This window comes from Streptomyces krungchingensis (assembly GCF_054729265.1).
In genome coordinates, this window is sequence record NZ_JBPUKY010000001.1 from 8,317,533 (window position 1) to 8,336,915 (window position 19,383).

General features: G+C 73.2%; 15 protein-coding genes. 14 read left to right on the forward strand and 1 reads right to left on the reverse strand.

The genetic code is table 11. The annotated features are described in order from the left end of the window. The first annotated feature begins 304 nt into the window (after nucleotides 1-304). From ACSYGO_RS36215 to ACSYGO_RS36265, 11 genes are all read left to right on the forward strand, one after another. Nucleotides 305-2,806 (forward strand): SpoIIE family protein phosphatase, encoded by a 2,502-nt coding sequence (locus tag ACSYGO_RS36215; protein ID WP_432188351.1) that lies wholly within the window; start codon nucleotides 305-307, stop codon nucleotides 2,804-2,806. A gap of 171 nt (nucleotides 2,807-2,977) precedes the next feature. Further along, entirely contained in the window at nucleotides 2,978-3,703 is a 726-nt protein-coding gene (locus ACSYGO_RS36220; protein ID WP_426680901.1) for a methyltransferase domain-containing protein, read from the forward strand. Nucleotides 3,704-3,779: 76 nt separating this feature from the next. Next, nucleotides 3,780-4,613, forward strand: coding sequence for a M55 family metallopeptidase (locus ACSYGO_RS36225; protein ID WP_095937589.1), 834 nt, complete (start codon nucleotides 3,780-3,782; stop codon nucleotides 4,611-4,613). Then, nucleotides 4,606-5,910: a M20/M25/M40 family metallo-hydrolase gene (locus ACSYGO_RS36230; RefSeq protein ID WP_460389147.1), complete on the forward strand. Its 1,305-nt coding sequence runs from the start codon at nucleotides 4,606-4,608 to the stop codon at nucleotides 5,908-5,910. The genes ACSYGO_RS36225 and ACSYGO_RS36230 overlap by 8 nt, the downstream gene beginning before the upstream one ends. 9 nt (nucleotides 5,911-5,919) lie before the next feature. Next, nucleotides 5,920-7,893 (forward strand): LpqB family beta-propeller domain-containing protein, encoded by a 1,974-nt coding sequence (locus ACSYGO_RS36235; RefSeq protein ID WP_460389149.1) that lies wholly within the window; start codon nucleotides 5,920-5,922, stop codon nucleotides 7,891-7,893. A gap of 31 nt (nucleotides 7,894-7,924) precedes the next feature. Further along, complete coding sequence (locus ACSYGO_RS36240) at nucleotides 7,925-8,860, forward strand: S66 peptidase family protein (RefSeq protein ID WP_460389151.1); 936 nt, start codon at nucleotides 7,925-7,927, stop codon at nucleotides 8,858-8,860. A 182-nt stretch (nucleotides 8,861-9,042) separates the two neighbouring features. Continuing rightward, a complete protein-coding gene (locus ACSYGO_RS36245) occupies nucleotides 9,043-10,860 on the forward strand; it encodes a CocE/NonD family hydrolase (protein WP_460389153.1) in 1,818 nt (605 codons plus the stop codon). 119 nt (nucleotides 10,861-10,979) lie between these two features. Continuing rightward, nucleotides 10,980-11,219, forward strand: coding sequence for a LapA family protein (locus ACSYGO_RS36250; RefSeq protein WP_432177194.1), 240 nt, complete (start codon nucleotides 10,980-10,982; stop codon nucleotides 11,217-11,219). Between the two features lie 26 nt (nucleotides 11,220-11,245). Then, the gene (locus ACSYGO_RS36255) at nucleotides 11,246-11,806 is read left to right on the forward strand and encodes a GNAT family N-acetyltransferase (protein ID WP_460389155.1); all 561 of its coding nucleotides are present in this window, start codon (nucleotides 11,246-11,248) and stop codon (nucleotides 11,804-11,806) included. A 4-nt stretch (nucleotides 11,807-11,810) separates the two neighbouring features. Further along, nucleotides 11,811-12,707 carry an arginase family protein gene (locus tag ACSYGO_RS36260; RefSeq protein WP_426680894.1) on the forward strand — a complete coding sequence of 299 codons (897 nt, stop codon included), beginning with the start codon at nucleotides 11,811-11,813 and terminating at the stop codon, nucleotides 12,705-12,707. A 51-nt stretch (nucleotides 12,708-12,758) separates the two neighbouring features. Then, on the forward strand, nucleotides 12,759-14,732 hold the full coding sequence (locus tag ACSYGO_RS36265; RefSeq protein ID WP_460389157.1) for a DUF5107 domain-containing protein: 1,974 nt from the start codon (nucleotides 12,759-12,761) through the stop codon (nucleotides 14,730-14,732). Between the two features lie 193 nt (nucleotides 14,733-14,925). On the opposite strand, the gene ACSYGO_RS36270 is transcribed toward ACSYGO_RS36265, so the two are convergent. After that, entirely contained in the window at nucleotides 14,926-15,276 is a 351-nt protein-coding gene (locus tag ACSYGO_RS36270; protein ID WP_028801850.1) for a VOC family protein, read from the reverse strand. Nucleotides 15,277-15,481: 205 nt separating this feature from the next. On the opposite strand from ACSYGO_RS36270, the gene ACSYGO_RS36275 reads away from it, so the two are divergent. The 3 genes from ACSYGO_RS36275 to ACSYGO_RS36285 all read left to right on the forward strand — a co-directional run bounded on the left by ACSYGO_RS36275 (nucleotide 15,482) and on the right by ACSYGO_RS36285 (nucleotide 19,334). After that, nucleotides 15,482-15,967, forward strand: coding sequence for a phage holin family protein (locus tag ACSYGO_RS36275; RefSeq protein ID WP_426680892.1), 486 nt, complete (start codon nucleotides 15,482-15,484; stop codon nucleotides 15,965-15,967). A gap of 179 nt (nucleotides 15,968-16,146) precedes the next feature. Next, on the forward strand, nucleotides 16,147-17,490 hold the full coding sequence (locus tag ACSYGO_RS36280; protein WP_460389159.1) for an NAD(P)/FAD-dependent oxidoreductase: 1,344 nt from the start codon (nucleotides 16,147-16,149) through the stop codon (nucleotides 17,488-17,490). Beyond that, nucleotides 17,487-19,334, forward strand: coding sequence for a transketolase (locus tag ACSYGO_RS36285; RefSeq protein WP_426680890.1), 1,848 nt, complete (start codon nucleotides 17,487-17,489; stop codon nucleotides 19,332-19,334). The genes ACSYGO_RS36280 and ACSYGO_RS36285 overlap by 4 nt, the downstream gene beginning before the upstream one ends. The last annotated feature ends 49 nt before the right edge of the window (nucleotides 19,335-19,383 follow it).

Consider the following 19,383-nt stretch of genomic DNA (forward strand, 5'->3'; position numbering starts at 1 on the left):
GGGCGACACGGACGCGCGGCCGCGGGAGTGCTCGGCTGCGGCCCGGCCGCGGGCTCGGCAGCGGACTCGACGGCGGGATCCGGCGGCGTTGCCGGGCGTGTGACGGAGTACGCCCGCGGGCGGGCGCACCGGAGTCGGCGGCGGATCCGGGTGGCGCGACGGAGCACGCCCGGCACACCACGCGCCGGAGCCGCCCCCGGTGAGGTCAATTCCCGTATTGACACACATCATGACGGGGGGTCGCCGTACGGTAAGGGGGGGCGGCACAGATCTTGCGGAGCCGTGGGGAGAGAGGGCCTGGGCCATGGACCGTGGCACCGAAGTGGGCACGACTCCCAGCCGCGGAGCTGGGAACGGCACGGCGGACCACACCGCCGTCGGCCGCATCCCTCTGGCCGTCGTCCTCGTGGACCGCGGCGGACTCGTCTCCCACTGGAGCACCGGCGCCAGGCGCCTGTTCGGCACCCCCAAGGAAGCCGCGGTGGGCCGTCCCGCCGCCGACCTGCTGCCCGTCTCCGGCGCACTGCCCGAGGACGAGGACACGGCTCCCTACGGGGCCTACGCGGCCTACGACGGCCTCGGCCCGGGCCTGGAGACGTCCCTCGACGGACGGCTCGCGTACCCGGCCGCCGGCCGGGCCCGGCTCAGCGCCGGTGACGGCGACCGGATCGACGTCCTGTGGTGGGCGTACCCGCTGGTGGGCCCCGGTCGCGAACGCCTCCTGGTGCTCGCCGCCGACGCGGCCGCGCTCCGCCTCGGCGACCAGGACGGACCCGGCCGACCGGACGGCCACCCCGTGGCCGGCGCGGGCATCGAACGCATCGCGCCCGGCTTCGCCCTGCACACCGACTTCCCCGGCGCGGAGGAACTGGCCCGCAGGCTCCCCGAGATCCTGCCCAGCATGAGCGTCGGCGAGAGCGCCCGCATCGTCGCCCAGGTCCTCGAACTTGGCTATCCCGTCCTGGAGTTCAGCCAGAACGACCGGGTGCCCGTCACCCCCGACTGGGGCGTCCCCCGGCGCGCCGAGCGCAAGGCGCGCCGCGCCCGGGCCGCCCGGGCCGCCGCCTCCGGCGAGCCCCTGCCGCAGGACGACCAGGACGACCAGGACGAGGCCACGGACCTCGAATACGTCGCGGTGCGCGAGAGACTGGAGTTCCTCAACGAAGTCAGCGGACGCATCGGCACCTCCCTCGACCTGGCGCAGACCATCCTGGAGGTCAGCCGGGCCGTCGTGCCCCGCTTCACCGACGTGGCGGGCACCTACCTGCGCGAACAGGTCGTCGCGGGCGAGGGGTTCCACGACGGTGTGCCGGACACCACCACCATGTGGCACCGCGTCGCCCTGGAGCACACCGACGAGCCGGGCCGCTGGGACGACGTCGTGCCCGTCGGCGAGGCCATGCCCTTCCCCGCCCACACCCCGTTCTTCCAGTGCATGACCACCGGTGAGCCCGTGCTCGTGCCGCGCATCAGCGAGCAGATGGGCCACATGATCGCCGCGCAGTTCGAGAAGCGCGACATCCGGCCGCTCATCACCAACCGGTCCATGCTGGTCGTGCCCCTGAAGGCCCGCAACGTGGTCCTCGGGTTCATGATCCTGCTGCGCCACCCCGAGCGCGTCGAGTTCAACGACATGGACCGCGTCACCGGCGCCGAACTCGCCGCCCGCGCAGGCCTCGTGCTGGACAACGCCCGCATGTACACCTACCAGGAGAGCGTCGCCGAGACCCTCCAGGAGAGCATGCTGCCGCACATCGCGCCCCGCATGGCCGGCTGCGACATCGCGACCCGCTACCTGCCCGGCACGCTCCTCGGCCGGGTCGGCGGCGACTGGTTCGACTCCGTGAAGCTTCCCGGCTCCCGCACCGCACTGGTCGTCGGTGACGTCATGGGCCACGGCCTCAACTCCGCCGCGATGATGGGCCAGTTGCGGACCGCCGTGCAGACCATGGCCGCGCTCGACCTGCCGCCCGCCCAGCTCCTGCGCAATCTCGACGACCTCGCCCAGCGACTCGGCGACACCTATCTGGCCACCTGCCTGTACGCCGTCTACGACCCCATCGCCGGTGAGCTGGAGATCGCCAACGCGGGCCACATCCCACCCGTCCTCGTGCACGCCGGGGACGGGCACAGCGAGCTGCTCGACCTGCCGACCGGTGCGCCCATCGGAGTCGGTGGGGTGCCCTTCGAGTCGGTACGCGTGCGCGTGACGCCCGGCGACCGGCTCGTGATGTGCACCGACGGTCTGGTCGAGGTCCGTGGCGAGGACATCGGTGTGGGCCTCGCCACCCTCTGCGAATCCGCCGCCCACCCCGCCGCGTCCATGGACGACGCCTGCGACACCATCATCCGCTCCCTCAACACCCGCGGCGGACGCAAGGACGACGTGGCCCTCCTGATGGCCCGCCTGAACGGCATCGAGCCCGAGGACGTCGCCGAATGGCGTCTCGTGCTCGACCCGGTCGAGGTCGGCAGGGCGCGCGCGGTGGTCCGCGAACAGCTGCACGCGTGGGATCTGGGCGGACTGACCGACAACGCCGAGCTGATGGTCGGCGAGCTGGTCACCAACGCCGTGCGCCACGCGCACAGCCGGCGCATCGAGCTGCGGCTGGTGCGCGGCGACACCCTGCTGTGCGAGGTGGCCGACGACGACCACACACTGCCGACGCTGCTCAGCGCCGGGCCCACCGACGAGTGCGGGCGCGGACTGCGCGTCGTCAGCACCCTGGCCCGCGAGTGGGGCGCCAGCCGGACCGGCGCGGGCAAGTCCGTCCGGTTCGAACTGACCCTGCCACGACGACACTGAACGGCGGTACCGGCGGCCACCGGGAGGGGGCGCGCGAAGTGCGCCGGGGGTACACGGACCGAAAGTGGCGTGAAGGAACGCGCCGTCCGCTTGTCGCCGCGCGCCGGGCGCGATAGACCGATCTCGCCTGCCAGGTCCCGGCGGGCTGCGGTCTCGACCCGGGGAGCGGGCATGAGTGTGACGAGTCGGTACAGGCAGGCCTGGGAGGGCTTCTGGCAGGAGGCCCCCGACGGACCCGGAGCGGTCTTCTGGGACGCCGAGCCCGCCGTGACCGCCGGTGTCCATCTCGCCCTGTTCGAACCCCACTTGGGGGCCCGGGACCTGCCCGTCGTGGACCTCGGCTGCGGCAACGGCACCCAGACCCGCTTCCTCGCCGACCGCTTCCCGCACGTCGTCGGCGCCGACCTGTCGGCGGCCGCGCTCGCGCACGCCCGCCAGGCCGACCCGGCGGGTCAGGCCGGCTACCGGCAGCTCGACGCCGCGGAGAAGACCGAGGCGCAGACCCTGCACGCGGAGCTCGGCGACGCCAACGTCTACATGCGCGGGGTCCTCCACCAGGCCGAACCGGACGACCGGCAGCCGCTGGTGGACGGGCTGGCGACGCTGGTGGGGGAGCGCGGCCGGGTCTTCCTCGTCGAACTCGCCGAGGCCGCGGGAGCCGTGCTGCGCGGTCTGGCGCAGGGCGCCGACGGCCCGCCCGCCAAGCTGGCTCCGGTGTTCCGGCACGGCATCGCCCCCGGTGAGGTCGCGGACGCCGCCGTCCCCGAGTACCTGCGCGCCGCCGGCCTCACGGTCCTGGCGAACGGTGAACTCCCGCTCGTCACGACCGAGTACACGGCGGACGGCACACGCATCGAGCTTCCGTCGAAATGGCTGGTGGCGGGGCGTACCGGGTGACGTCAGTGGTCTGGACCGGTGAGAGTTGTCCACAGGCTCTGCCGGGTCCGGGCCGAAGCGCGTACGGTTTCGAGTCATGAAGATCCTCATCAGCGCCGACATGGAGGGCGCCACGGGAGTGACCTGGCCGGCCGACGTGCTGCCGGGGACCGAGCAGTGGGAGCGATGCCGCTCACTGTTCACCTCCGACGTCAACGCGGCCGTGCTCGGCTTCTTCGACGGCGGCGCCGACGAGGTGCTGATCAACGAGGCGCACTGGACCATGCGCAATCTCCTGCTGGAGCGGCTCGACGAGCGGGCACAGATGCTCACCGGGCGGCACAAGTCGCTGTCCATGGTGGAGGGCGTGCAGCACGCCGACGTGGACGGCATCGCCTTCGTCGGCTATCACGCGGGCGCCGGAATGGAGGGAGTCCTCGCGCACACCTACCTGGCGAACTCCATCACCGGGGTGTGGGTGAACGACGTCCGCGCCAGCGAAGGTCTGCTCAATGCCCACGTCGTCGCCGAGTACGGAGTGCCGGTCGTCCTCGTCACCGGCGACGACGTGGCCTGCGAGGACGCGCTCGGTTACGCGCCGGAGGCCTTGAAGGTCGCCGTCAAGGACCATGTCTCGCGCTATGCGGCCGTGTGCCGCACACCCGCCAGGACCGCCGCGGACATCCGGGCCGCGGCCAAGGAGGCGGCGGCGCTGGCGGTGCGTCACGAACCGGTAGTCGGCGGCCCGTTCACCGTGGCGCTGGAGTTCGACGCCGAGCATCTGTCGATGGCCGCCACCGTCGTGCCCGGTGTCGACCGCATCGGGGAGCGGAAGGTGGCCTACACCAGCGACACCATGTACGAGGGGATTCGCACCTTCAAGGCGGTCACCACGATCGTCTCGGCCGCGGTGGAGGAGCAGTATGGCTGACGCACAGGCACTCGACGAGGTCGTGAGGTTCACCTCCGAGCTCATCCGTATCGACACGACCAATCGCGGCGGAGGCGACTGCCAGGAGCGCCCGGCCGCCGAGTACGCCGCGGCGCTCCTCGCGGAAGCGGGTCTGGAGCCCACACTGCTGGAGCGCACCCGGGGACGGACGAACGTCGTCGCGCGCATCGAGGGCACCGACCCGTCCGCCGACGCGCTGCTCGTGCACGGCCATCTCGACGTCGTGCCCGCGCAGGCGGAGGACTGGAGCGTGCACCCGTTCTCCGGCGAGGTCCGCGACGGTGTGGTCTGGGGGCGCGGCGCCGTCGACATGAAGAACATGGACGCGATGATCCTGGCCGTCGTCCGGGAGTGGGCGCGCACCGGCGTGCGTCCGCGCCGCGACATCGTCGTCGCCTTCACCGCCGACGAGGAGGCGAGTGCCGAGGACGGCTCGGGCTTCCTCGCCGATCAGCACCCCGCGCTCTTCGAGGGGTGCACCGAGGGCGTCAGCGAGTCGGGGGCGTTCACCTTCCACGACGGAGCGGGCCGGCAGCTCTATCCGATCGCCGCGGGCGAGCGGGGCACCGGCTGGCTCAAGCTCACCGCGCGCGGACGGGCCGGGCACGGCTCGAAGGTGAACCGGAGCAACGCGGTGACCCGGCTGGCCGCCGCGATCACCCGGATCGGGGAGTACGAGTGGCCGCTGCGGCTCACCCCCACCGTGAGCGCGGCCCTGACCGAACTGGCCGCCCTGTACGGCGTGGACGCCGGCCTGGACGACGTGGACGGCCTCCTGGGCAAGCTCGGACCGGCCGCCGCGCTCGTCGAGGCCACCGTGCGCAACAGCGCCAACCCGACCATGCTGGAGGCCGGTTACAAGATCAACGTGATCCCGGGAGAGGCCGTCGCCCACGTGGACGGCAGATATCTCCCGGGCTTCGAGGACGAGTTCCGCACGACCTTGGACCGGCTCACCGGACCCGACGTCGAGTGGGAGTTCCACCACCGGGAGGTGGCCCTCCAGGCACCGCTGGACTCCGCGACGTACGCGAAGATGCGCGCGGCCGTGGAGGAGTTCGCGCCCGAGGGGCATGTGGTGCCGTACTGCATGTCCGGCGGCACGGACGCCAAGCAGTTCTCGCGCCTCGGGATCACCGGATACGGCTTCGCCCCGCTGAAGCTTCCGGAGGGCTTCGACTACCAGGCCCTGTTCCACGGCGTCGACGAGCGCGTCCCGGTCGAGGCGCTCCACTTTGGTGTCCGCGTCCTCGACCGCTTTCTGCGCACGGCCTAGGGGGACGGCATGCAGACCTTGGCGTACGGATCGTGGCCCTCGCCCATCGGCGCGACCCTGGCCGCGGCGCACGACGGCCACCCCGAGTTCGTCGGTTTCGTCGGTGACGAGGCCTGGTGGACCGAGCCCCGCCCCGAGGAGGGCGGGCGCCGCACTCTCGTCCGCCGCCGTGCGGACGGCACGGAGGAGTCCCTGCTGCCGGCCCCGTGGAACGTGCGCAGCCGCGTCATCGAGTACGGCGGACAGCCGTGGGCCGCGGTCATGCGCCCCGAGGGGCCCCTGACGGTGTTCGTGAACTTCGCCGACCAGCGGCTCTACCGGCACGAACCGGGCGGCACACCCACGCCGCTCACCCCCCTCTCGCCGGTCGGCGGCGGACGGCGCTGGGTGGACCCGCAGCTGCGGCCGGAGCGCGGCGAGGTGTGGTGCGTCCTGGAGGAGTTCACCGGGGAGGGCCCCTCCGACGTACGGCGGGTGCTCGCCGCCGTACCGCTGGACGGGTCGGCCGCCGAGGACCGGGACGCCGTCCGGGAACTGAGCGACGGACAGCACCGGTTCGTCACCGGGGCGCGCCTGTCGCCGGACGGCCGCCGGGCGGCCTGGCTCGCCTGGGACCACCCCCGGATGCCGTGGGACGGGACGGAGGTGGTCCTCGCCGACGTGGCCGAGGACGGCACCCTCCACGCCGCGCGGCCCGTCGCCGGCGGTCCCGAGGAGTCCGTGGTGCAGGCCGACTGGGCACCCGACGGCACCCTGCTGTACGCGAGCGACCGCACCGGCTGGTGGAATCTGTACCGCCTGGACCCGGACGGCGACCCGGTGGCGCTGTGCCCGCGCGAGGAGGAGTTCGGCGGTCCGCCGTGGCGCGTCGGACACCGCTGGTTCGCCCCGCTGGAGACCGGCCTGATCGCTGTGGTCCACGGGCGCGGCGCCACCGCCCTCGGCGTCCTGGACCCGGAGACCGGTGAGGTGGTCGACGCGGCCGGTCCCTGGACCGAGTTCGCGCCCACCCTCGCCGTGCACGGCAGCAGGGTCATGGGCGTCGGGGCCAGCCCCCGCAGCGCCTACGAGGTCGTCGAGCTGGACGCCCGCACCGGCCGCGCCCGGGTGACCGGCGCCCGGCACGAGGATCCGGTGGACCCCGCGTACTACCCGGAGCCGCAGATCCGCTCCTTCACCGGTCCCGCGGGGCGCGAGATCCACGCCCACATCTACCCGCCGCACCATCCCGGCCACGTGGCCGCGGGCGACGAGTTGCCGCCGTACGTCGTCTGGGCGCACGGCGGACCCACCGGCCGCGCACCCCTCGTCCTCGACCTGGAGATCGCCTACTTCACCTCCCGCGGGATCGGCGTCGCCGAGGTCAACTACGGCGGATCGACGGGCCACGGGCGGGAGTACCGCAACCGGCTCCGCGAGCAGTGGGGCGTCGTCGACGTCGAGGACTGCGCGGCCGTCGCACTGGCTCTGGCCGCGGAGGGAACCGCCGACCGCGGCCGGCTCGCCATCCGCGGCGGCAGCGCGGGCGGCTGGACCACGGCCGCGTCCCTGGCGAGCACCGATGTGTACGCCTGCGGCACGATCATCTACCCGATCCTCGACCTCGCGGGCTGGGCCACGGGGGAGACCCACGACTTCGAGTCGCGGTATCTGGAGAGCCTGGTCGGCCCGATCGCCGAGGTGCCCGGCCGGTACGCGGAGCGGTCGCCCACCGAGCACGCCGACCGGATCACCGCGCCGTTCCTGCTGCTCCAGGGGCTCGACGACGCGATCTGTCCTCCCGTGCAGTGCGAGCGGTTCCTGGCCAGGCTGGAGGAGCACGGCCGACGCGTCCCGCACGCCTACATCGCCTTCGAGGGCGAGGGGCACGGCTTCCGGCGGGCCGAGACGATGGTGCGGGCCCTGGAGTCCGAACTCTCCCTGTACGCCCAGGTCTTCGGACTGCACCCGCCCGGTGTCCCGACCCTGGAGCTCGCCAAGTGACACCCCTCAGCCAGGAACCGGAGCCCGCCGAGTGACCACCACCGAGCCCCTGACCCGACCCGCACGACTCGCTCCCGGGGCGCGTGTCGCCGTCGTCGCGCCCAGCGGCCCCATCCCCGAGGAGCGGCTCCAGGCGGGCCTGGACATCCTGCGCGGCTGGCATCTCGACCCCGTGGTGGCGCCCCATGTCCTCGACCGGCACCCCGACTTCACCTATCTGGCGGGCACGGACGCCGACCGGGCCGCAGACTTCCAGGCCGCCTGGTGCGACCCGGACGTGTCCGCGGTGCTGTGCGCCCGCGGAGGGTACGGCGTGCAGCGCATGATCGACCTGCTCGACTGGGACGCCATCCGCGCCGCCGGGCCCAAGGTCTTCCTCGGGTTCAGCGACATCACCGCGCTGCACGAGGCGTTCGCGAGCCGAGTGGGCCTCGCGACCCTTCAGGGCCCGATGGTGGCGGGCATCGACTTCCTGAAGAACGCGCGGGCGCAGGAACATCTGCGGGCCACCCTCTTCGAGCCCGAGTCGGTGCTGACGATCGCCTCGGGCCGCGGCACCGCGCTGGTGCCGGGGCGCGCCCGGGGAGTCACCCTCGGCGGCTGCGTGTCCCTGCTGGCCGCCGGCCTCGGCACCCCGCACGCGCGTCCTTCCGCCCGGGGAGGGCTCCTGCTGATCGAGGACATCGGTGAGGAGGCGTACCGGCTGGACCGCATCCTGACGCAACTGCTGCGCGCCGGATGGCTCGACGGGGTCTCCGGGATCGCCCTCGGATCCTGGGAGGACTGCGGTCCCTACGAAGAGGTGCGCGCCGTGTTCGCCGACCGGCTCGGCGGTCTCGGCGTCCCCGTGGCCGAGCACTTCGGCTTCGGGCACTGCGAGGGCGCGCTCACCACACCCTTCGGCCTGTCGGCCGAACTCGACGCCGACGCAGGGACGTTGACGCTGGACGAACCCGCCCTGGTCTGAAGCTCCCGGGCCGCGTCGGTGACCGCCGTGACCGGCGGTCGCCGACGCGGCCTGTTCACTGAATCTCCGTCAACACCATGCAGCACGGTGATTGACCTCCGTCTGACACGTGTCACAGCATGACTTCCGGCCGGTACTTACCGGTCGGTAGTCGTTTCGCGCTCATTCGGGTCGTCCTCACCGTGGAGGTCCATGTGTCCCGTCGCCCGCGAGTGCCCGGATCCCGGGCCCGGCGATCCCGTGCCCCGCTCGCCCTGGCTCTCGGAGCCGCGCTCACGGCTCCGCTCGCGTTCACCGCACCCGCGTCCGCCGCGCCCGTCCCGTACTCCGTCACCGCGCTCACGTTCACGGTCGAGGCCGGCGGGCGCACCTGCACGATCGACGCCGATCTGTACCGGCCCGCGGGTGTGGACCGCGACCACCCCGCACCCGCCGTGCTCGCCACCAACGGCTTCGGCGGCAGCAAGTCGGACGGTTCGACGGACGCGATCGGCAAGGCGTTCGCCGCCCGTGGCTATGTGGGACTCGTCTACTCCGGGCTCGGCTTCGGCGGATCAGGGTGCCTGATCTCCCTCGACGACCCGCGCATCGACGGCGTGGCGGCCTCCCGGCTGGTCGACTTCCTCGCGGGCACACGCGCCGCGGACGACGGCACACGGGCCGACTACGTCGCGCGGGACGGCAAGGCCGATCCCCGCGTCGGCATGATCGGAGGCTCGTACGGCGGCGCCGTCCAGATGGCCACCGCCGCGGTGGACCACCGCGTCGACGCCCTCGTTCCCCTCATCACCTGGCACGACCTCGCGTACTCCCTGGACCCCAACAACGCGGTCGGTGCGAGCCAGGTGCCCGGCGCCTTCAAATGGCAGTGGGCCAACGGCTTCTACCTGATCGGCGAGACCCAGCCGCTGACCGAACCGAACCTGGACCCCTCCCGGATCAACAACCTGACCTGCCTGCACTTCGTGAGCGACGCCTGCCGGACGGTGCGGACCCTCAACTCGGGCAGCTACCCGGCGGCCAGGACCGGGCCGCTGCTGGACTACGCCCGCAGCGTCTCGCCCGTCTCCTATCTGCGGGGCGTGTGCGCGCCGACCCTCCTCGTCCAGGGCCAGTCCGACAGCCTGTTCAATCTCAACGAGGCGACGGCGACGTACAAGGCGCTCAAGGCCCAGGGCACCACGACCAGGATGATCTGGCAGTCGTGGGGCCACAGCGGCGGGCTCACCGACCCGGCGAGCGGTGAACTCAACCTGTCACAGGGCAACTTGGAGACGAGCTACGTCGGCAAGCGGATCCTCGCCTGGTTCGACCGCTATCTGAGGCACCGTGAGGACGCGGGCACCGGACCGGCGTTCGCGTACTACCGCGACTGGATCACCGACCCCGGTCACACCTACGCGACGGCCGACCGGCTGCCCTCGCTCAGCCGCACGCTCTACCTGTCCGGTGACGGCAAGCTCGTCGACGACCGCAAGAAGGTCGCACGCGGCAGCCGGGAGTACCGCAACCTGCCGCTGCCCACGAGCCACTCCGAGAGCTCCCTCGCCGGGGTCGTCGGAGTGCCCGACCCCGCGCCGTACGACACACCGGGCACCTACCTCGGCTGGACCAGCGAACCACTGCCCCGCGCGGTCGACGTGGTCGGGGCGCCCCGGGCCACGCTGAAGGTCGTCTCGCCGAGGACGGAGCGTGTGCAGGACTCCGGCGACGCCGCGGACAAGCTGGTCCTCTTCGCCAAGCTCTACGACGTGGCGCCCGACGGCACGAAGACGCTGGTGCACCGCCTGGTGGCGCCGGTGCGGGTGCCGGACGTCACGCGGAGCTTCACCGTCTCGCTGCCGGGGATCGTGCACCGGTACGAGGCGGGACACCGGCTCCGGTTCGTCGTCGCCGCCAGCGACGACGCCTACTTCGGGAACAAGGGGGTGAAGCCGGTGACCGTCACCAGCTCACCGGGGGACACCGGAGTACTGGAGCTGCCGGTCGTCGGGGACTGACGCGGGGACCGACGGAACCCGGCGACCGGCCAGGGTGACCCGTGACCGCCCGCGGTCACGGGTCACCCGTAGGAACGTCCCACCGCGCGTGCCGCGACCGCGCCGCCCATGCTGGGCGCATGAGCCCGAAGACCTCCGAGAGCGCGGGCGGGAACGGCGGCGGGCCGGCGTCCCCCGGCAGGATCAGCATCGCGGCCCTGGCCCTGCTGACCCTGATCTTCGTCTTCGAGAACAGGCACAGCACGAAGATCCGGCTGCTCGGCCCGGAGGTGACCATGCCGCTGTGGATGGCCCTGCTCGGTACCGGGGCGATCGGCGGGCTCTGCGGCGCGTATGCCGTCAGGAAGCGCCGCAGCTGAAACACCCGTTCGCGTAAGGTGACGGAATGCCTGACTACCTCGCCGAAGGCCCTCGTGTGGGCATACGCCACTTCACCCACGAGGACGGCGCGGAGTTCACCGCCCGGGCCCGCGAGAGCAAGGAACTGCACCAGCCCTGGCTCTTCCCGCCCGACAGCGCCGACGCCTACGCCCGGTACGCGGGACGGCTCATCGACGATCCGACGAAGGCCGGCTTCCTCGTGTGCGAACGCGACCACGGGGGCATCGCCGGATTCATCAACATCAACAACATCGTCGAGGGCGGCTTCCTGTGCGGCGCGCTGGGGTACGGCGCCTTCGCGCACGCCGCGGGCCGCGGGCTGATGGCCGAGGGGCTCGACCTCGTCGTGCGGTACGCCTTCGGCGCGATGGGGCTGCACCGGCTGGAGATCAACGCGCAGCCGGGCAACGCCGGTTCCCTCGCGCTCGCCCGGCGGTGCGGTTTCCGGCTGGAGGGCTTCTCGCCGGACTTCATCCGCATCGACGGCGTCTGGCGGGACCACGAGCGCTGGGCGATCACGGCGGAGATGATCCCTTCCCGTCCGGCGGACGCCGGGAGAGGATGAGCCCATGCGCACCATCGTGGTCCTGGACGCGCCCTCCAACCTGGGCCTGCGGCCCCCGGCGCCGGGCACCGTCCCCGGCTGCTACAAACTGGCCGGCGCCCTGCGCGAGCAGCGCATCGTGCAGCGGCTCGGCGCCCTGGAGGGCGGTGTCGTCGTCCCGCCGCGCTACGACCGGGGTGACTGGCAGGAAGGCGACGGCGTCTTCAACGCCGCCGCCATCGCCGCGTACACCGTCAAGCTCGCCGACCGCATCGAGCACCATGTCCGCGCCGGTGACCTGCCCGTCGTCCTCGGCGGCGACTGCTCCATCCAGCTGGGCGCGTCGCTCGCCCTGCGCCGCATCGGCCGCTACGGACTCGCCGCCGTCGACGGATCCGCGGACTTCCGGCACCCCGGCAACTCCGACCGGATCGGCGCCGCGGGCGGCGAGGAACTCGCCCTGGCCACCGGCCGCGGCCAGGACGACCTGACCGACCTGGAGGGGCTGAGGCCCTATCTGCGCGACGAGGACGTCCGGCTCTTCGGCATCCGCGACTACGACACCGAGCGGGACGAGCTCGCCGCGCTGAAGATCCCGACGGTGACCGTCGGGGAACTGCGCGAGTGGGGTGCCGACGCCCTCGCGCGGGCCACCGTGCAGACCCTCGAACAGCCGCACCTCGACGGTTTCTGGGTGCACCTCGACGCCGACTGCCTCGATCCGTCGGTGATGCCGGCCGTGGACAGCCCCGACCCCGACGGACTGCTCCCCGACGAACTTCTCGCCCTGCTGCGCCCCTTGGTGCGCTCCCCGCACTGCGTCGGCCTCAACGTCACCATCTACGACCCCGACCTGGACCCGGACGGCGCCGCGGGCCGGTTGCTCGCCGACCTCGTCGTCGCCGCCTTTGCGGAATCCTGACCGCATTCTTGCGAGCACAGCCCCTGGTCACTTCCCGCGGGACCATGTTCCATGGTCATCGTGACGACGATCCGACGTGACGTACTGACCCTCCCGGCGGCGGACCTGGGCCCCAGCAATCCGCTGCCTCCGCTGCTGACCCTCGACGAGGCGCACCGTATCGACGAGCGGGACCGCGAGGGCCTGCCGCGCGACATGGCCCGGCAGATCGGCTACGAGCCCCTGCACAGCGTCCTGCCGGAGCGCATCCGGGACGGATACGACAGGGCGCGCGCGCCCCGCGAACTCGACGCCATCGTCATCGAGAACGACCGGCTGCGCGCCACCGTGCTGCCCGGCTTCGGCGGCCGGATCGTCTCGCTCCTGCACAAACCCACCGAGCGCGAACTCCTCTACCGCAACCCGGTGGTGCAGCCCGCCTGCTTCGCCCTCAACGGCGCGTGGTTCTCCGGCGGCATCGAGTGGAACATCGGCGCCACCGGCCACACCACCCTGTCCTGCTCACCCCTCCACGCCGCCCGTGTGCCCGCCCCCGACGGTGGCGAGATGCTGCGCCTGTGGGAGTGGGAGCGCCTGCGGGACCTCCCCTTCCAGGTCGATCTGTGGCTGCCGGACGGCTCCGACTTCCTGTACGTCGGCGTCCGCGTGCGCAATCCGCACGAGCGGCCCGCGCCCGTGTACTGGTGGTCCAACATCGCGGTCCCCGAGGAGCGCAGGGTCCTGGCGCCGGCCGACGAGGCCTGGCACTTCGGGTACGAGCGCCGGCTGCGGCGCATACCGGTGCCGTCGTACGACGACGCCGACCGGACGTACCCGCTCAACAGCCACTTCCCCGCCGACTTCTTCTACGAGGTGCCCGACGGGCAGCGCCGCTGGATCGCGGCGGTCGACGAGGCGGGCGACGCGCTCGTGCAGACCTCGACCGATCTGCTGCGCGGACGCAAGCTGTTCGTGTGGGGCTCGGGACCGGGCGGGCGGCGCTGGCAGGAGTGGCTCACCGAGCCCGGGACCGGCGGCTACTGCGAGATCCAGGCCGGACTGGCGCGCACGCAGCTCGAACACGTACGGCTGGAGGCGGAGAGCGAGTTCTCCTGGCTGGAGGCCTACGGGCCGCTGACCGTGGGAGCCGGAGCGGCACACGGCGAGGACTGGGCGGCGGCGCGTGCGGAGGCCGAGTCCCGGCTGGAGGACGTCCTGCCGCGCCGGGACGTCGACGCCGCGTACGCCGCCTGGCTGCCGCACGCCGACACCGACCCCGGCGAGGTGCTCGCCGTCGGATCCGGCTGGGGAGCGCTGGAGGTCCTGCGCTCCGCCCACAAGCTGCCCGGCACGCCGTTCGAGGAGTCCACGCTCGGCGAGGCACAGGCCCCCTGGCTCGCACTCCTGCGGACCGGAGCGTTTCCCGAGCCCCGGCGGGTCGGGCCGCCCGGTGAGACGCTGGTCGCCCCGCACTGGCGGGACATGCTGGAGACGGCGCCCGCCGTGCCGCTGGCCGAGTACCACCTCGGGGTGGCCCAGTGGCACGCCGGCGACTCGGCGCAGGCCGTGCGCAGTTGGGAGCGTGCCCTCGCACTCGCCCCGTCCCTGTGGCCCTTGCTCCGCTGCCTCGCCGTCGCCGACGCGCAGGCGGGCAACAAGGAGCGGGCCGCCGACCGGTACGTCGAGGCGTTCGACGACCTGTGCCGCGAGCGGCGGGACTCCGGGGAGGTGTGGACCGCGGCGACGACCGCGCTCGGGCGGGAGGCCGTGGAGGCGCTCCTCGCCGTTCGGCGGACCCGTCAGGCGCGGTCCGTGTGGGAGCGGCTCGGCTCCGGCACCCGCGCGCGGGGCCGGTTCCGTCTGATCGAGGCGCAGCTGCTGCTCGCCGAGGGGGACGTGCCCGCGGCCCGCGCCGTCTTCGACGAGGGATTCGAGGTGGCCGACCTGCGGGAGGGCGCCGAGGTGATGTCCCAGGTGTGGGCCCGCCTGACCGACGATCCGCTGCCGGCGCGGTACGAGTTCCGCATGCGGCCGCCCACGGACTGACCGGACCGGCCGGAGGCACACGCCCGGCGTTCCGCCGGGGGGCTCCGTCAGTACCGGAGCCCCGTGGGTGCGGCCGGATCCGCACCGGAGCCCGCCGGGGGCGGCCGGATCCGCGCCGGAGCCCCAGGGGGGCCGGCGGCCGGCCGGATCCGCTCCGGAGCTCCCGGGGGCCGGCCGGCCCCGATCCCGACGGCTACTCCGCTCGGCGGTCCACGTACTCGTACACCGATCCGTCCGGGTGCATGGCGATCAGATTGCGGCCCGCCGGAGTGGCGACGGGACCCGCCAGCACGTGCGCGCCCGAGTCGGTGAGGACGCGGTGGGCCTCGTCGACATCCTTGACCGCGATGGTGGCGGCGACCTTGCGCAGCACCTCCAGTTCGGCCTCGGGCCCGCTCATCAGCAGGAAGCACCCGACCGCGGCCACGGAGACACCGCCGCGTTCGAAGCGGAGGGCGCTCCCGCCGGCGAGTCTCTCGTAGAACGGGACCGAGGCCTCCAGGTCGTCGACGCAGATACGCAGCGTGGCTCCCAGAATCTCCATGGGAGGAGCCTAGTTGGGGCCGCCCGGACGGGAGATCGTTTCGCACGGATCCCGCACAGCGCGGGAGCACCGCACCCGCCGGTCCGCCGGGACGCGCGGCCGCCCGGGCCCGCCAGGGTCCGCCCCGGACCGGCCGCCAGGGTCCGCCCCCGGACCCGCCGCCGACCTCGCGTTATGCCACTGCCGGGCCGGGTACTCGGCGGCCATGGAACGCTTGGATCATCTGGAACACCTGGACAAGGACCTCGTCGACGAGCTGGCGCAGGTGGCCCGCGAGACCGTACGGGACGAGCTGCGCGAACAGACCCGCAAACAGCGCCGCACGGCCACGCTGTACGCGGCGTCCGGCGCCCTGGCCCTGTACGCGGGCGCCGCGCTGGCTCTGGCCATCGGGCTGGGCCTCGCCGCGGGGCTGCCCGGCTGGGCCGCCGCCCTGATCACCGCGGCGCTGCTCGGCGTGGTGGCCTTCGTGCTGCGCGGCATGGCCCGGCCGTCCGCGCACGGGCACTCCGCGCACCCGCACGGGCACACCGACCCCGACCGCGTCGTCGGCGGTTCGGCCCCGGCCGCTCCGCCCAGCGGCCTCGGCATGCCCTACCCGCCGGTCCCGCCCGTCCCGCCGGGCGCCCCGGGCAGCACACCTCACATTCCCGGAACGGACTATCCGGAGGCGCCGCATCACCGCGCGTGACGGACACCGCGTGCGGTGACCGTCCCGCACGCCGCGTGCGGTGACGGCGGGTCGTCGCCGCGGCGCTCCCGACGTGAACCCGGACGAGACGGGTGAGACGCTGGGGGCGCCGGTGTTTGGGTGCCCGCGCCCTGGGGACGCGGAAGAGCCCGTACGAGCGACACCGCCGGAGGCGAACCGTGAGTCGACCCCGCATCCTGATCGTCGGTGCCGGCTTCGCCGGGTACCGGACGGCCCGCGTCCTGTCGCGGCTGACCCGGCACAAGGCCGACATCACCCTGCTCAACCCCACCGACTACTTCCTGTACCTGCCCCTGCTGCCCCAGGTGGCCGCCGGTGTGCTGGAGCCGCGCCGCGTCACCGTCTCGCTCGCCGGAACCCTGCCGCGGGTGCGCCTCGTGCTCGGCGAGGCCGACGGCATCGACCTCGACGCCCGCACCGTGCACTGCATCGGCCCGGAGGGCGACGGCGGCACCCTCGGCTACGACCGCCTCGTCCTCGCCGTCGGCAGCGTCAACAAACTGCTGCCCGTGCCGGGCGTCGCCGAGTACGCGCACGGCTTCCGCGGTCTGCCCGAGGCGCTCTACCTCAGGGACCACGTGACCCGGCAGCTGGAGCTCGCCGCCGCGGCCGACGACCCGAAGAACTGCGCCGCACGCCGCACCTTCGTCGTGGTGGGCGCCGGCTACACGGGGACCGAGGTCGCCGCCCAGGGAAAGCTGTTCACCGACGCGCTGGTGCGCAAGCAGCCGTCGTACGACGGCATGCGGCCCCGCTGGCTGCTCCTCGACGTCGCGCCGCGCGTCCTGCCCGAACTCGACGAGCGGCTCTCGCGCACCGCCGACCGCGTGCTGCGCCAGCGAGGCGTCGACGTGCGCACCCAGACGTCCGTCGAGGAGGCCACGCCCACCGGGGTCCGGCTCAGCGACGGGGAGTTCGTGGACACCCGGACCCTGGTGTGGTGTGTCGGCGTCCGCCCCGACCCGCTGGTCGCGGGACTCGACCGGCCCCTGGAGCACGGGCGGCTGCTCGTCGACCCGTACCTCCAGGTGCCCGGCCATCCCGAGGTGTACGCGTGCGGGGACGCCGCGGCCGTACCGGATCTGGACCGGCCCGGGCAGTACACGCCGATGACCGCCCAGCACGCCTGGCGGCACGGACGGATCGCGGGACGCAACGTCGCCGCCTCGCTCGGTATCGGCAGCCGCCGCGCCTACCACCACCGCGACCTGGGCTTCACCGTCGACCTCGGCGGCGCCAAGGCCGCCGCCGACCCGCTCGGCATCCCGCTGTCGGGGCCCGTCGCCGGAGCGGTCACCCGCGGCTACCACCTCGCCGCCATGCCGGCGAACCGCGTCCGCGTCGCGGCCGACTGGCTGCTGGACGCCGTACTCCCGCGCCAGGCCGTACAGCTCGGCCTGGTCCGCTCGTGGTCCGTCCCCCTGGACACCGCGTCGCCGGAACTGGCACGAGTGCCCGGTGCACCGGCGCAGCACGCCGACCGACCGGAAGGAGCGTCATGAAGACCCGTCAACTCAACGAGCTGGCACAGCAGTTGCGTGTGGACAGCGTGCGCGCGGCCGCCGCCGCGGGCTCCGGGCACCCCACGTCGTCGATGTCCGCCGCCGATCTCATGGCCGTACTGCTGGCCAAGCACCTGCGGTACGACTTCGAACGCCCCCAGCATCACGGCAACGACCGGTTCATCCTCTCCAAGGGCCACGCCTCGCCCCTGCTGTACTCCGCCTACAAGGCCGCGGGGGCCATCAGCGAGGCGGAGCTCCTCACCTTCCGCAAGCGGGGCAGCCGGCTCGAGGGCCATCCCACGCCCCGGCGACTGCCGTGGGTGGAGACCGCCACCGGTTCCCTCGGACAGGGGCTCCCCGTCGGTGTGGGCGTCGCGCTCGCCGGCAAACGGCTGGACCACACCGGCTACCGGGTGTGGGTCCTGTGCGGGGACAGCGAACTCGCCGAGGGCTCCGTGTGGGAGGCCGCCGAGCACGCCGGATTCGAGCACCTCGACAATCTCGTCGCGATCCTCGACGTCAACCGCCTCGGGCAGCGCGGGCCGACTCGGCACGGGCACGACCTGGACGCCTACGCCCGGCGCTTCAGGGCCTTCGGCTGGCACACCGTCGAAGTCGACGGGCACGACGTGGACGCGATCGACCGCGCGTACGGCGAGGCCGGATCCACCGCCGGACAGCCGACCGCGATCATCGCCCGCACCCTCAAGGGCAAGGGCGTCGCCTCCGCCCAGGACCGCGAGGGCCTGCACGGCAAGCCGCTGCCCGACCCCGAGGAGGCCGTCGCGGAGCTGGGCGGGGTCCACGACCGGCACGTGGAGGTCCAGCAGCCGCCCGCCGCGCGGACCGTGCACGCCGCGCACTCCGCACACCTCGACCTGCCCCGCTACGACACCGGCGACGAGGTCGCCACCCGGGACGCCTACGGGCAGGCGCTCGCCGCGCTCGGCAGCGCACGCGGCGACGTCGTGGCCCTGGACGGCGAGGTCAGCGACTCGACCCGCGCCGAGTTCTTCGCGAAGGAGCACCCCGACCGCTTCTTCGAGTGCTACATCGCCGAACAGCAGCTCGTCGCCACGTCCGTCGGCATGGCCAGCCGCGGCTGGGTGCCCTACGCCTCGACCTTCGCCGCCTTCCTGACCCGCGCCCACGACTTCGTCCGCATGGCGGCGGTCAGCGGCTCCGGCATCAACCTGGTCGGCTCGCACGCGGGCGTGGCCATCGGACAGGACGGGCCCTCCCAGATGGGCCTGGAGGACCTGGCGATGTTCCGCGCGCTGTACGGCACGACCGTGCTGTACCCGTGCGACGCCAACCAGACGGCCAAGCTCGTCGCCACCATGGCCGACCTGGAGGGCATCCGCTATCTGCGCACCTCGCGCGGCGAAAGCCCCGTGATCTACAGCGCCACGGAGGAGTTCCCGGTCGGCGGCAGCAAGGTGCTGCGCGCCAGTGGCCAGGACCGGCTGACCCTCGTCGCGGCCGGTGTCACCGTCCACGAGGCGCTGGCCGCCGCGGAGGCGCTCGACCGCGAGGGCATCCAGGTCCGGGTCGTCGACCTCTACTCGGTCAAGCCCGTCGACCGCCGGACCCTGCGCGACGCCGCCGAACAGACCGGCTGCCTCGTCACGGTCGAGGACCACCGCGAGGAGGGCGGCATCGGGGACGCGGTCCTCGACGCCTTCCTGGACGGCCGCCCGGTGCCCCGCCTGGTGCGCCTCGCCGTCCGTACGATGCCCGGTTCGGCGAGCCCGGGAGAGCAGCTGCACGCCGCGGGCATCGACGCCGAGGCGATCGCGGCGGCGGCGCGGCTCCTGGTGGAGACGGCGGTGGTGCGCTGAGCGGCGGCCGAGGACGAAGGACGACGCGAAGGTATGCCGAGCGGCGCGT